General features: G+C 47.8%; 11 protein-coding genes. 5 read left to right on the top strand and 6 right to left on the bottom strand.

Translation table 11 applies throughout. From position 1 onward, the window contains the following. Positions 1–105 precede the first annotated feature (105 nt). Positions 106–633 carry an NUDIX hydrolase gene (locus BLS03_RS09275; protein WP_093272683.1) on the bottom strand — a complete coding sequence of 176 codons (528 nt, stop codon included), beginning with the start codon at positions 631–633 and terminating at the stop codon, positions 106–108. A 269-nt stretch (positions 634–902) separates the two neighbouring features. Here BLS03_RS09275 and BLS03_RS09270 point away from each other — a divergent pair, with 269 nt between their 5' ends. After that, complete coding sequence (locus BLS03_RS09270; protein ID WP_093272680.1) at positions 903–2,549, top strand: ATPase RavA domain-containing protein; 1,647 nt, start codon at positions 903–905, stop codon at positions 2,547–2,549. 9 nt (positions 2,550–2,558) lie between these two features. Then, positions 2,559–4,004 (top strand): ATPase RavA stimulator ViaA, encoded by a 1,446-nt coding sequence (gene viaA, locus BLS03_RS09265; RefSeq protein WP_093272678.1) that lies wholly within the window; start codon positions 2,559–2,561, stop codon positions 4,002–4,004. A 185-nt stretch (positions 4,005–4,189) separates the two neighbouring features. Here viaA and uxuA read toward each other — a convergent pair whose 3' ends face one another. From uxuA to BLS03_RS09240, 5 genes are all read right to left on the bottom strand, one after another. Continuing rightward, complete coding sequence (uxuA, locus tag BLS03_RS09260) at positions 4,190–5,257, bottom strand: mannonate dehydratase (RefSeq protein WP_093272674.1); 1,068 nt, start codon at positions 5,255–5,257, stop codon at positions 4,190–4,192. A gap of 128 nt (positions 5,258–5,385) precedes the next feature. Continuing rightward, on the bottom strand, positions 5,386–6,858 hold the full coding sequence (locus BLS03_RS09255) for a mannitol dehydrogenase family protein (RefSeq protein WP_176765564.1): 1,473 nt from the start codon (positions 6,856–6,858) through the stop codon (positions 5,386–5,388). A gap of 188 nt (positions 6,859–7,046) precedes the next feature. Continuing rightward, positions 7,047–8,009: a TRAP transporter substrate-binding protein gene (locus tag BLS03_RS09250; RefSeq protein WP_093272669.1), complete on the bottom strand. Its 963-nt coding sequence runs from the start codon at positions 8,007–8,009 to the stop codon at positions 7,047–7,049. Between the two features lie 20 nt (positions 8,010–8,029). Beyond that, positions 8,030–9,328, bottom strand: coding sequence for a TRAP transporter large permease (locus BLS03_RS09245; RefSeq protein WP_425445107.1), 1,299 nt, complete (start codon positions 9,326–9,328; stop codon positions 8,030–8,032). 56 nt (positions 9,329–9,384) lie between these two features. Next, positions 9,385–9,924: a TRAP transporter small permease gene (locus BLS03_RS09240; RefSeq protein WP_245696639.1), complete on the bottom strand. Its 540-nt coding sequence runs from the start codon at positions 9,922–9,924 to the stop codon at positions 9,385–9,387. 432 nt (positions 9,925–10,356) lie between these two features. Between BLS03_RS09240 and uxaC the strand changes: the two genes are divergently transcribed. The 3 genes from uxaC (at position 10,357) to BLS03_RS09225 (ending at position 14,854) form a co-directional block, all read left to right on the top strand. After that, positions 10,357–11,760 carry a glucuronate isomerase gene (gene uxaC, locus BLS03_RS09235; protein ID WP_093272664.1) on the top strand — a complete coding sequence of 468 codons (1,404 nt, stop codon included), beginning with the start codon at positions 10,357–10,359 and terminating at the stop codon, positions 11,758–11,760. A gap of 135 nt (positions 11,761–11,895) precedes the next feature. Beyond that, entirely contained in the window at positions 11,896–13,356 is a 1,461-nt protein-coding gene (locus BLS03_RS09230) for a tagaturonate reductase (RefSeq protein WP_093272662.1), read from the top strand. A gap of 10 nt (positions 13,357–13,366) precedes the next feature. Continuing rightward, positions 13,367–14,854 carry a UxaA family hydrolase gene (locus BLS03_RS09225; RefSeq protein ID WP_093272659.1) on the top strand — a complete coding sequence of 496 codons (1,488 nt, stop codon included), beginning with the start codon at positions 13,367–13,369 and terminating at the stop codon, positions 14,852–14,854. The last annotated feature ends 36 nt before the right edge of the window (positions 14,855–14,890 follow it).

The raw sequence follows: 14,890 nt of genomic DNA, 5'->3' as shown, positions 1-14,890 counted from the left end.
TACAGCGGCTTGGTTATTAGAATAATCTTGTTTTGGTTATCAGAATAATGTTGTTAAAGAGGCTTTGATTTTTGAGCGTTTGTCGCCAACAAATTGCGGCTTAAATTAAATCAAACCGCACAGCTTCGCTTTGCTAAGACACGCGATGGTCTTGGTGTCGGTGATTTCGCCTTCAACGATTTTTTGCTCAAGCTCGGCAAGCGAAAAGGTGACCACTTCAATCACTTCATCTTCATCGCATTCGCGGCCGTTGCTCAGAGTTAAATCATGGCCAACGAACAGATGTTGGATTTCATCGCAAAACCCAGCCAGCGGTGTTACTTGGCCTAGCGAGGTAAAACGTGCGGCGCGATAACCCGTTTCTTCTTCGAGTTCGCGCATTGCGCACTGCTCTGGCGTTTCTGGTTGCTCTATGGTGCCAGCGGGCAGTTCCAGGAGCCATTTTTTCAGTGACGGGCGAAATTGGTTAATCAGCACGATTCTACCGTCATCGGTGATCGGCAAAATCACCGATGCGCCAGGATGCAAAATCGTGGTGTGGGCAATGCGTTTACCATTAGGCAAATCAAGCTGTTCTTCGACCAGTGAAATGGCTTTCCAGCGGTGTAGGTTTTTCGAATCGATTATTTTCATTGGTGTGATAACTGACGTTGTTTTCTACTGACTACCTTATCGATTTAACAACGCAATGGAAAGCGTGTTTGGTGAGAATCTGGTTAACTTGGCTTGGCAAACTAAGTGGTAGGCTCTCATTTTCGAAAACATAGGTTACACTCTGATTGATTGAAATCGGTTCTGTTATAAAGGCGAAGCCTAATTTGGTCAAACCTCTTGTAACAAAATAATAACAATTGTATAAAGTGATTATACGCACTCAACGCTGTTTTAGGAGCGCCATGACAATGACCCCAACTCCCGCCTCCCACTCCCAAAAAGCGCTGTTATCAGAACGGATTAACAAGTTAGCCACGGCGCTCGCCGACGGAGTTTATGAGCGTGAAGATACCATCAAATTGTGTTTGTTGGCGGCATTGGCCGGAGAAAGCGTGTTTTTGCTCGGACCGCCGGGGATTGCCAAAAGTTTGATTGCCAAACGTCTGATTCAAGCCTTTGACAGTGCGTCCTATTTCGAATATTTGATGACCCGTTTCTCCACCCCGGAAGAGGTGTTTGGCCCGCTGAGTATTCAAGAGCTCAAAGACAACGGTCGCTACGTACGTTTAACCCAAGGTTATTTGCCGACGGCGCAAGTGGTGTTTTTGGACGAAATTTGGAAAGCCGGCCCAGCGATTTTGAACACGCTTTTGACTGTGGTAAACGAAAAAACCTTCAAAAACGGCAGCGAGATAGAGCCTGTTCCGATGCGTTTATTAGTCTCGGCATCCAATGAATTGCCTGATGAAGACAGCGGTCTTGAAGCGCTCTATGACCGCATGCTGGTGCGTGTATTCGTTAACCGAATTCAAAATAAACAGAATTTTAAATCGATGCTCACGGTGGGCACCGGTCAAGAAGCTCAAATTCCCGAAGGCCTTGCGATTACCGACCAGGAGTATCGCAGCTGGCAGGCGCAATTAGACCAACTCAAACTCAGTGATGATGTGTTTGAAAAGCTTTATGAGTTGAAATCGATGCTCGAAGAGGCTGAGCGCGAGAGTAATAATCCCGAAATGTATGTCTCGGACCGACGCTGGAAAAAGGCGGTCAAATTGCTCAAGGCGAGCGCGTTTTTTAATGGTCGCGACAGCATCAACCCGCTTGATCTCTTGCTGCTGCAAGACTGTTTGTGGAACAGCCCAGAGTCGCGCGATGTTGTGCGCAGCGTGATTGAACGTTTTGCGCTTGAACGCGCTTTTGGCCAGCACGAGGTTGAGCGCCAAATTACTCTGTGCCGCGAGGAATTATTTGAGGTACAGCAGGCGCTTGAAGGGCAGTATGGCATGGCGCTGTCACAAGAAACCTCAAGCGGCATTTTGAAAAAACAGGTCAACCATTTCGATTTATCACAGGCCAAGGCGTGCCAAGTGGGCAGTGCTCGCGGTTTGGTGAAACTGGTGTTGCTGCAAAGCAATATGTCGGTGTCTGAATCGGAAAAAGGCGATAGCCGCTGGGTGTATGTGCCGAAAAATGATCTTGAACGCATTGTGCGCGACGGTCACGGCGATGCCTACGGCTATGTCAATCAAAACAGCAATATGTGCCGAATTCGTTTTGACTTGGATGCGCAAAATCGTTTGGTGATCAAAGACATCGCCAATCGTGCGGTGCTGGTGGCGCTGGTCACTGAACAAGGTTTGGACAGTGAGCTACACCAAGCATGGCTGGAAAAAGCCAATCAAGCGGTAGCGATGTTGACGCAAGCGGATCATCAGATGCGCCAAGTGCGTCATCAATTTCACACCGCACTGCCGCATAACTTTATTGATGTTGAACTGCCACGTGCAATGGAAGCCAGTTTGCAAACGCTGCAAAGTTCGCTCGATGCGGTGAAGAAAGAGTCGGAAAAGATCATTTTCCGATTCAATAACCTCAACCAATATTTTGCTTAAGGAGCCGTTATGCTTGGCGCCGATGGGTTAAACCTGGCTTTGATGATTGCAGACTCCGGCATTATTGATTCGGCGGTGAACGACTTAATGGCGCGCTCACAGGTGATGATGATGGCGGAAAACCGCGGCGTCACGGCGTCAGTCAGAAACCATCTTGCTAAGTGGCACGGCCAAGTTAAGAGGCGCATTACTCGTGTTTGTGAAACCGAGCGGTTTCAGCATGAGTTAGGGCTCTATCAGCAAGTGATCTATTGGGATGAAGCGACTTTCTTTAAGCAAATACCTGAGATCATCAAACAGCTTGAATGGCACTCGGCATTCTATCTGCAAGCACGGCGCTTACTTGAGCGCAATAAAGGGGTCGATAACCCCATGTTTCCGCACTATTTTTGTGACCAGTGGTATAAGAGCTTGTCAGAGGCGATTCGCCAAGCACAAGTGAGTGAGCTGGAATCAAACAAAGAGAAAGTGCTTAGCGACCTGTATCAGCGTATGGAAACCATGAAAACTATGGATAAAGTGACCGAAAGCGGTGATGCGTCGAGCGTTGGACGCTTGTGGGACATGGCATCGGCCAAGTTAAGCAAAACCGACGTGCGAGTGATGAAAAAGCATGCCGAGTTTTTGAAAAAACACCAAGCTGTACAAGAGATCGCCGAGCAACTTGGGCGCATGGCTAGCCACATCGATGATCCAGATTTAAACCGCGCGCCACAAGAAGAGTTGCAGATGGTAGAGGAGAAATCTGATCACGCCACCGATGACATTGTTGGTGTACACGAAAGCGATGACCTCAATAAATTGCTGCCCAACGAAACGTTATTTCTCGCTTATCCGGAGCTCGAAGTGGTGTTCTACAAGCATTTAGTGGATAAACGCTTGATGAACTATCGTATGCAAGGTAAGTCACGCACACTGCGTAAAGTTAAAGCTTATCAGCCGGATAATAAACACGCCGACATCGAAAAAGGGCCGTTTATTCTGTGTATAGATGCTTCGGGGTCGATGAGTGGTTTTCCGGAGCAGTGCGCGAAAGCAATGGCTTATGCGTTGATGCAAATCGCTCTTGCTGATGATCGTGATTGCTATGTGATGCTGTTTTCCACCGAAGCGATCACTTACGAGTTAACCAAGCAAGATGGGTTGCGCGAAGCGAGCGATTTTCTCAGTTACAGTTTTCATGGCGGCACCGACCTTGAACCCGTGTTGCTGCGTTCGCTGGAACTGATGCAAGGCGAGCGCTATCGAAACGCCGATTTGGTGGTGCTGTCAGATTTCATAGCACCGAAACAATCTGATGAGATGGAAAATAAAGTGGCAGAGCTTAAACTGCGCCACAACCGTTTTCATGCCATCAGCCTGTCTAAATATGGTAACCCGCAGTTGATGAGCTTGTTTGACCACTGCTGGGCTTATCATCCTAATTTGGTCGGACGCTTAATGAAAAAATGGTAACGGCGCTGATAGCACCATTACCATTTCTTTGCGCTTTTGAAGCCGAATCTTTAGCAAAACTTGTGCTAGCTAAAAATGGCGCTCTGAACGCTCTATGAAGATTGCCGCTCCTTGGCAACACACCGTCCTTAACGCACAGCAGAGACGAATTTGTTAAGTTATGAGCTGCTATGCGGGTGATCGGGTTACACTTTCTCGTGGTTGAGGTTATCCCACACACCCAGTATGTACATAATGCCAAGCGCACGGTCGTATAAGCCGTAGCCTGGTCGCGCCCACTTCTCTTCACCCCAAATATGACGGCCGTGGTCTGGACGGACATAACCTTGGTAGCCGTGCTTGTGAAGGGTATTGATCACTTTAACGGTATCCACCGAGCCATCACATGCACGGTGTGAGGTTTCGATAAAATCGCCGTTTTCATAACGTTTGACGTTGCGAATGTGCATAAAGTGAATGCGGTCGTGGTAGGTGTCGATAATGTCAGGAATATCGTTATTTGCTGAGCCAAGCGAGCCAGTACATAGGCTTAAACCGTTGTATGGACTGTCGACGAGGCCAAGAAAACGGCCGATATTTTCCTTGTTGATAATGATGCGCGGCAGGCCGAAAATCGGAAATGCAGGGTCGTCTGGGTGAATGCCCATTTTGATGCCGCACTCTTCACACACCGGAATCACTTGCTCAAGAAAATATTGCAGGTTTTTCCACAAATCTTCAGCGCCAAATCCTTCGTATTGCTTAAAGGTTTGTTTCAGTTTACCAAGACGCTCAGGCTCCCAGCCCGGCATGGTCACATCGACGTCTTTGGCGAGCTTTTCAATCAGCTCGGTTGGGTCGATGTTGTGAATCTGGCTCTTTTCAAAAAACAAGGCATTGGAGCCATCTTCAGTCTCTTTGTAAAGACTGGTGCGGGTCCAGTCAAATACGGGCATGAAGTTGTAACAAACCACCTTCACGCCAGCTTTGGCAAGGCGTCGAAGCGTTTCTTTATAGTTTTCAATGTATTGATCACGACTTGGTAGGCCAAGTTTGATGTCTTCATGAACGTTAACACTTTCAACCACGTCGATATTAAAGCCTGCGGCCTCGATGATGGCTTTCTCTTTAGCGATGCGTTCTTCACTCCACAGCTCACCTGCTGGCATGTCGTGCAGTGACCAAACGATGCCTTCTACGCCGGGAATTTGTTTAATGTGGCCAAGAGTGACTTGGTCGTTACCTTCACCGTACCAGCGAAATGTCATTTTCATTGATGATGTCCTACTTTGATGTGACCGCCGCGTTGTTAGCGGCGATTCGATATTTTTGATTGCTGTTACTTGCTACAAACCGACGCGTTATAAATCGGTTTAGTTTAAATAAGCGCTTAATCCAACTGTTATTGAAGCAGTTTGCTCACACTGGCTTTAGCACCATGTTGAACAATTTGCTCAAGTGCGTGAGTCAGCTCTTTTATTACCTCTGGGTTACGGGCCAGTTGTGGCGAGAAAATTTTGTCAATGGCCAAGAACTTGCTGACCACCGTGGGTAGATTTTGGCCATATTGCTGCCAAATCGCCGCGAATTGCTCACTGAGCGGATCTTGTACATCAATGGTCTGGCCTTGCTCGTCCACGCCGCTGACGTAAGTCATCCAGGCGGCTACGGTCAAGTAAATACAAGGGGTTGATATCTGATGGGCGAGGGCGTAATCGAGTGTTCTCAGCAGGCGTTGCGGCAATTTTTGCGAACCGTCCATCGCGATTTGCCAAGTTCGGTGTTGCAAAGCGGTATTTTGATATCGCGCGATGAGTTGATCTTTGTAGTGCTCAAGGTCGACATCTTGAATGGCAATCGATGGGGTGATTTCAACGTCCATCATGTTGCGAATAAAGCGCGCAAAGTCGCTATCGTGAATGGTTTGTGCCACGGTTTGGTAACCCGCCAGATAGCCAAGATACGCCATGGCCGAATGTGTGCCATTAAGCAGGCGTAATTTCATCTCTTCAAAGGCTGCAACGTTTTCGGTGATCTGCACGTTGTCGATACTGGTGGCTTCCCATTGTGGGCGGCCATCAACAAACTTATCTTCAATCACCCATTGCAAAAAGGGTTCGGTCATGACACAGCCTTGATCTTCAAGTCCGAGTGCATGTTCAATCTTAGCGACATCTTGCTCCGTCGTACGCGGCACGATGCGATCCACCATAGTGCACGGAAAGCTCACCTGCTGCTTAATCCACTGATACAAGTTTTCATCTAACTGTTTGGCAAACTGCAGCACCACTTTTTCGAGAACATGGCCATTTTCCGGCAAGTTATCACAGCTCATCGGTGTAAAGGCTTTGATGCCATTTTGCTGACGAGTTTTAAGCGCAGCGACGATAAAACCAACCGCCGATTGCGGCGCGTCGATATTGGCAAGATCATGAACGATCAGTGGATGTGAAAGGTCCAAATCGCCAGTGGCTGGCAAGTGGCAATAGCCTTTTTCGGTCACGGTTAAGCTGACGATTTTAACCGCGGGTGAGCTCATGTATTTCAGCACTTGATCGCTTTGTTTGGCGGTGAGAATTTCATGCACAGAACCGACAATTTGAATCGCGAGATCATCGTTGTAACCAACGCCCACCGAATAGAGATTATCCTGCGGCGCTAATTGCTGTTCAACGCCACTTCGGCCCCAACTGACACCAACGATTTTCCAATCACCGCCATGTTCACGCATCGCAGTATCGGTGATAAGTGCCTGATGGGCGCGGTGAAAAGCGCCAAAGCCTAAATGCACAATCCCGACGCCAGCACCGAGGCTGCGTTGGCTTGGTTTGATTTGCGCATGGGCTTGCTCCAGAGAGGATAGCTTGAGTCTCATATCGGGTTCCAAATGGTTTCGGCTGGGTGACAGATGTATCGCGGCTTGAAAGCGGCGTATTGTTTTCGATTTTTTACGACCAATCTTTTTGCTGTACACAGCGCGGCTATGCATAGCAAAAAGGAGAAGCGCCAAGCATTGGCACAAAGCGCTTCTCTTCGATTTTAATTACATCTTTTTGATATCAATTACATCGCTTGAATTTTATCTAGCATTGGTACCAAGTCGGGGTTCTCTTTACGGAATTTGTCGTAAACAGGTTTCACGGCTTCTTGGAACTTGCTGATGTCACTATCAACAAAGGTGACGTTTTGTTTTTTCAGCTCAGTGATCGATTTCTCAACGTAGTTGTTCCAGTTGGTCTCTTGCTGTTTAACGGTTTCATGAGCGACTTCACGAATGATTTTACGTTGTTCGTCGGTCAATGAATCCCACACGCTAGCCGATACCACGAGTACATCCGGTACCATAGTATGTTTGTCGTAAGAGAACACTTTCTTCACTTCGTAGTGACGAGAAGAGTAGTACGATGGAATGTTGTTTTCCGCACCGTCAACCACACCTTGTTGAAGTGCTGAGTACAATTCACCGTAAGGTAGTGGCACTGGCGTGCCGCCTAGCGCTTTGATGGTGTCGATAGACAGCGCTGAGTTTTGTACGCGAATCTTCATACCTTTAAGATCTTCAGGGGTACGAATTGGCTTGTCAGTGTAGAAACTGCGAGCACCGGCATCCAAGAAGGCAAGGCCGACGAAACCTGCGTCGTGTGACGATTCAAGGATCTCTTGACCAATCGGGCCTTCAAGAACTGCGTCATAAGTTGCGCGGTCTTTGTATAGGTATGGCAATGACAACAGTTTGTAGTCTGGTGCAAACGCGGTAAGCGGCGCCGCACTGACTTTGGTAAAGGCGATCGTGCCGCCTTGAACCATTTGTAGCAAGTTGGTTTCGTTGCCCAAAGTGCCGTTAGGGTAGACTTTGACACGCAATTTGGCTTTGGCTTTTACTTGGTCAGCAAACCAAGCCAGTGAAGTGTGAACTGGGTGCTCGGTTGGCAGCGCGTGAGCCAATTTCAAGGTTGCAGCGTAAACATTGCCGCCCGCCATGGTTGAAATTGCGCATGCTAGAAGCAGTTTGTTCATTTTTTTCATTATCATGTCCTTTTGTAGGGTTAATATTTATAGCCAGCCAAACCTGGAAGCCATAAAGAAAGGGATGGGAATAGCGTGATGATGAGCAGGGTTATCACCATAATCACAAATAGTGGCAGTAGTTTTGGCACTACTTGGCCAAGTTTGACGTCAGACACACTACAACCGACGAACAGCGCTGTACCCACAGGTGGTGTACAGATGCCGATACATAGGTTGAACACTAAGATGATGCCAAAGTGAATTGGGTCGATGCCTAGACTTGTCGCGATCGGCAGAAAGATCGGCGTAAAAATCAGTACCGCAGGTGTCATATCCATAAAGGTGCCGACCACCAACAAAATCACGTTCATTAGCAGAATAACCATGATTGGGTTGGTTGAAGTTTGCATCACGAAATCGGCAATAAAGGTTGGAATGTCGGCATTCGCCATCGCCCAAGACATGGCAGAAGATGTCGCTACCATCAGCAGTACAATCGATGTGGTGACCACACTTTCAATCATCACTGGGAACATGTCTTTGATTTTCAGTTCGCGATACACAAAACCGAGAAGGAGCGCGTAAACCACCGCAATCGCAGACGCTTCTGTTGCGGTAAAGATACCCGCTAGAATACCGCCCATGATAATGATGACTAGGCTCAGACTTGGCAGTGCATCGAGAATTACTTTACTGGCTTTTTCTTTGAAAACAATTTTCTCACGAGGAATGTTGTAGCGTTTACCTAGTAGGAAAATCCCCACCATGATGCCAAGACCCATCAAAATGCCTGGAATGTAACCCGCGATAAATAGATATTGCACTGATGAGCTACTGACCAAAGCAAACAGAATCAAAATGTTTGACGGTGGAATCAAAAGACCTGATGGACACGAGGCGACGTTAACCGCAGTCGAGAAATCCATTGGGTATTTGTGTTTTTGTTGCAGCGGTTTCATGATACCGCCAACTGCCGCCGCAGACGCTGTTGCCGAGCCAGATAGTGAACCAAACAGCATGTTGGCCATGACGTTAACGTGTGATAACGAACCTGGCAGACGACCACCGAACAGCATCGCAAAGTTGATCAAACGGGTAGCAAGACCACCGCGGTTCATCAGGTTCCCGGCCACGATAAAGAACGGCAAGGCGAGCAAGCCGAAGTTATCCAAGCCATTAGCGAGCTTTTGTGAAATCAAGATGGTGGCTTTATCGATTGGGAAATCGATAAATACAGTGAGCAGCGCAGCGATACCAATTGAGAACGCAATCGGCACACCAACGAGCAGCAAAACACCTAACACACTAAATAGGACAATCACAGGGAACATGTCGATAAAGGTGTCAGACGCGTTAAGCAAAAAGTCTTGTGAGAATAAGAGATCAGTGAGTGTCATGACAGACTACCTTCTGCTGGGAGTTTAACTTCTTTTTTTTTCAGGTCGAGTGCGGCAGTGACCACATCAACGAACCCAAAATAGCTGATCAAACAACCAGCGAGAGGGACCACCATGTAGACGTATCCGATCAATAGGTGATGACCAAAAAGAATGATGCCTGGCGAGATTTGGCCATGGCTGAGTGTGTTGCTTACCAGCACTGAGCCGCCATAAATGAAGGCGATTGATGAGAAAGCAATGATGATGCAGTTGATAATCATGCTTAAGACGAGTTGACCTCGTCGGCCGAAGCGAGGAGAAAGTAACTCCAAAGCTAAGTGGCGCTTAATGGCAAAAGTATAAGCACCGCCCAAAATACCTATCCACATAAGTAAGTAGCGTGAAAGCTCGTCAGTGAAGTTTGAAGGGTCTTGTAGTACGAATCGGGTAAAGACCTGCCAAACCACAGCAGCAATCATGACTACCATGAACAGGGTGAGTGTGACGCGCAATGCTTTGTTCACACCTTCGTTAATTAAGTTAATGGTCGACATTGTATCCATCTCTTTGTTAATACCGTTTCCAGCAGTTCAAGCCTGTTATGAGACTCATCAATGGATAAAGGCCTTAATAACGGGCGGTTATCCATTTATTCATCCCATCTTGTTATCCAATAGCGCCGCGTTGTTTAATCTTTGTTATGCGTTGCTAACCGGCTTTATTGCTTGATGGAGAATTAATATTCTCGCTTATCGTAAAATTGGTATGACATAAAAACCAAGTGGTAGATCAAATTTGTGCGCATTAATTTTGTGGATATAAAAAACTTTGAGCCACCTGACATTTTTAGCTTTAAATGACCTTGAAACGACGTTTTAGATCATGAAATGAACAAAATTTCGGCTTTTAAACATAGATTCATATTTACTTCCCCAGCCATTGGTGTAATGATTTTTTGAAATTGGTATAACAACTAGAGAAGTGATATGAGTGCTTTCCTTTCCCCAGATTTCCTCTTGCATAATGAGCTTGCCAAACGTCTGTATCATGAAGTTGCTGCAGATCTGCCGATCATTGACTACCACTGCCATTTACCACCACAGCAGGTATCGACGGACTATCAGTTCACCAACTTGACCGACATTTGGCTACGCGGTGATCACTATAAATGGCGTGCGATGCGCAGTAATGGTATCGACGAGCGTTTCTGTACTGGTGAGGCGAGCGACAAAGACAAGTTCCTCGCTTTTGCTCGTACCGTTCCTTTTACTATTGGCAATCCGATCTACCACTGGACGCACCTAGAGCTGCGTCGCCCATTTGGCATCACAGGTTTAAACCTTAACGAAACCAACGCGGAGCGTGTTTGGGATCAGTGCAATGAAATGTTGGCGTCACCTGAGTTCAGTGCGCGCGCGATCATGAAAAAGATGAACGTTGAAATGGTCGGCACCACCGACGATCCGGTCGACTCTCTGAGCGAGCACCGCGTAGTGGCAGACGATGCCAATTTTGATGTCAAAATGCTGCCAAGCTGGCGTCCAGATAAAGCGTTTAATATTCATCTTGATACGTTTAATGCCTACATCCAAACCTTGGGTGAAGTGGCGGACGTGGCGATTACACGCTTTAGCGATTTGACCGCCGCCCTTGATAGTCGTTTGCAGCACTTTGCGGATCATGGCTGCTGCATCGCTGACCATGCGCTGGATACGGTGGAATATGCCGAAGCCAGCGAGTCCGAATTGGATCGCATTTTGGCTAAACGCCTTGCGGGCGAGTCTGTTAACAAGATTGAAGCGGCGCAATTTAAAACCGCCGTGCTCGTTTACCTTGGCCGTCAATACGCCAAACGCGGTTGGGTGCAGCAGTACCACATTGGTGCGCTGCGTAACAACAACTTGCGAATGTTTAACTTACTGGGCCCAGATACCGGTTTTGACTCGATCAACGACGGTCTTGTGGCAGAGCCATTGGCGAAACTGATGAGCGCGCTGGATACCACCGACGAGCTACCAAAAACCATTCTTTACTGCTTAAACCCACGTGATAACGAAGTGCTTGCGACCATGTGCGGCAACTTCCAAGGCGGTGGTGTGGCTGGAAAAATTCAATTCGGTTCAGGCTGGTGGTTTAACGATCAGAAAGACGGCATGGAGCGTCAAATGACGCAACTGGCGCAGCTTGGTCTACTTAGCCGCTTTGTCGGCATGCTTACCGATAGCCGCAGCTTCTTGTCGTACACCCGCCATGAATACTTCCGTCGTATTCTGTGCCAAATGATTGGTAACTGGGTGGAACAAGGTGAGGCGCCAGCCGATTTTGAATTGCTCAGCCGTATGGTTTCAGACATCTGTTACCACAACGCTAAGCGCTACTTTGAGTTGTAAGTTTAATTTTCGTTTGAAGCCCAATATTTGGCTAAGCGCCGCGGTGAAAGCCACCGTATAGACAAGGTTCGCGCTTAGCCCTTAAATGATTGCGAATCACCATCAAAGCGTGGTTCGCTGTTTGCAGGTAACCCCATGAAACAACTATCTCGTGACGCCTTTGCTGGCCCTCAATACCCAACCAAAATTATTCAGTTTGGTGAAGGTAACTTTTTGCGCGCATTCGTTGATTGGCAAATCGACCAACTTAACGAGCACACCGATTTCAATGCAGGCGTAGCCGTTATTCGCCCGATTGACAGCGACTTTCCGCCAAGCTTAAACACTCAGCAAGGTTTGTATACCACCTTTATTCGCGGCTTGAATGAGCAAGGTGAAGAGGTCAACCAATCGCGTGTTGTTTACTCCATTAACCAAGAACTCGCTGCGTATAAAGATTTTGAGCAAATCATCGCTTTGGCTAAAAATCCTGACGTGCGCTTTATGTTCTCAAATACCACTGAAGCGGGTATTGCGTTTGTCGACAGTGACAAACTCGATGATGCGCCGCCAAGCAGCTTCCCTGCCAAATTAACGCGTTTGCTTTGGGAGCGTTATGCCGCTTTTGATGGCGCAAGCGATAAAGGTTGGGTATTGATTCCGTGTGAGCTGATTGATTACAACGGTGAAGCACTCAAAGAGATGGTGCTGCGTTATGTCGAAACTTGGCAATTGCCAAGCGAGTTCAAACAGTGGATTGAAACCGCGAACACTTTCTGTTCGACGCTGGTCGATCGCATCGTGACCGGTTATCCAAAAGATGAAAGCGCTGAGTTGGAAGCGCAAATTGGTTATAAAGATACCTTTATGGTCAGCGCCGAAAACTTCTACTTGTTTGTGATTCAAGGTCCAGAGTGGCTCAACCAGGCACTGTGTTTGGATCAGCTTCCAGCCGATAAAGTACTCAACATCAAAATCGTTGAAGACATCAAACCGTACAAAGAGCGCAAAGTGGCAATCCTTAATGGCGCGCATACTGCGATGGTTCCGGTCGCGTTCCAAGCGGGCATCGATACCGTCGGTGAAAGCATGCAAGATGCGCAAATTGCAGATTACCTACAAAACGTCATTTATGAAGAGATCATTCCAACGCTATCTTTGCCGCAGGATGAACTGGCGAGCTTTGCGCGTGATGTGGAGTACCGCTTCAAAAACCCGTACATCAAACACGCTTTGCTGTCGATTTCACTCAACAGCATGACCAAATTCAAAACCCGTATTTTGCCGCAGCTTTTGGGTTTCCAAAAACAAACCGGCGAATTACCTCGTTATCTGACGTTCTCATTCGCTGCCCTGATTGCTTTTTATCGCGGTGAGCGTAGCGATGGCAACTACCCGCTTAACGATGATAAACCTTGGCTGGATTTCTTTGCTGCGAAATGGCCGCAAGTGACCAGTGGTGAGCTAAGTGTTGAAGGCTTGGTGCGCGGCGTTCTTGAGCAAAGTGCTCACTGGGACACTGACTTGTGTGCCGTGCCAGATTTGGTCGCCAAAGTGACTCAGCACGTTAGCAACATTTGTGAGTTGGGCGTTCGCGAAGCGTTAACACGCTGCTAAGGAGGGGAGTGTGAATCCGATTTTCCAAATCAATCCAACGGACAACGTCGCGGTTGCACTGCAAGATCTCAGCGCAGGGCAGCATATTCAAGTCGGTGAGTTAGACGTGGTACTGCTTGAAGACATTCCTCAAGCGCACAAAGTGGCACTGTGTGATTTTGCCAGCGGCGATATTGTGACGAAATACGGCGCGCCGATTGGTCATGTGATTGCTGATGTTGCAAAAGGGGCGCGTGTATTTGATGGCAACATCAAAACCAACCTCAACGATGTTAACGACTACCGTTATGTGCCTGAGTTTGAAACACTGCAAGCCAGTCTTGCCGACAAGCCGGTGCAAATTTATCGCCGCGCTAATGGACAAATCGGTATTCGCAACGAGCTGTGGATCATTCCAACCGTTGGCTGCGTCAACGCGATGGCGAAAATGATGAAACGTCAGCTTGAGCAGGAAGTGGACTTGTCCGATATCGATGGCGTCAACATCTTTACGCATCAATACGGCTGTTCTCAGCTTGGCGAAGATCACCACAACACCAAGGTGCTGTTGCAAAATTTGGTGCGTCATCCAAATGCGGGCGCAGTATTGGTGGTAGGGCTTGGCTGTGAAAACAATCAGATCAACGCCTTTAAACAAACCCTTGGTGAGTATGATTCTGAGCGGGTTGAGTTTATGGTCTGCCAGCATCACAACGATGAAGTGGAATACGGCGTTGAGCTTTTGAAAGCGCTGCATCAAAAAATGCAGGCTGACAAACGCGAAGCAGGCACTCTTAGTGAAGTACGTTTTGGCCTTGAGTGTGGTGGTTCAGATGGTTTCTCGGGCATTACCGCAAACCCAATGTTAGGCGCATTCTCTGATTATGTGATTGCGCATGGCGGTACATCGGTACTGACTGAAGTGCCAGAAATGTTTGGCGCGGAGCAACTGCTGATGAACCGCTGCGTCGACAGTACTAAGTTTGAGCAAACTGTGGCGATGATTAACGACTTCAAACGTTACTACATTGAGCACAACCAGCCGATCTATGAAAACCCTTCGCCGGGCAACAAAGCTGGCGGGATCTCGACATTGGAAGAGAAATCCCTTGGCTGCACTCAAAAAGCGGGTCGCAGTAAAGTGATGGATGTGCTGCGCTACGGTGAGCGTTTGAGCCAAAGCGGCCTCAACCTGCTTAGTGCGCCAGGCAATGATGCCATTGCGACATCGGCACTGGCGTCGTGTGGTTGCCATATGGTGCTGTTTACCACGGGTCGCGGCACACCTTATGGTGGCCCGGTGCCTACCATGAAAATCGCTACAAATTCCCAGTTGGCTGAGCGTAAAAAGAATTGGATTGACTTTAACGCCGGAAAATTGGTCGAAGGGGTGGATATGAACACCCTGCTTGAAGAATTTGTCGAGGTGGTAGCTGCCCATGTGAATGGTGAACCGACCTGCAATGAGCGCAATGATTTTCGTGAGATTGCGGTGTTCAAAAGTGGTGTTACCCTCTAGTGGGGTAACACTGTTCACCAAAAAAGATAAAACGCA

This window comes from Vibrio xiamenensis, from assembly GCF_900100015.1.
Classification (GTDB): Bacteria; Pseudomonadota; Gammaproteobacteria; order Enterobacterales; family Vibrionaceae; genus Vibrio; species Vibrio xiamenensis.
Note: the sequence above shows the minus strand (reverse complement) of the source record. Positions and strands in the feature narration are given on the sequence as shown.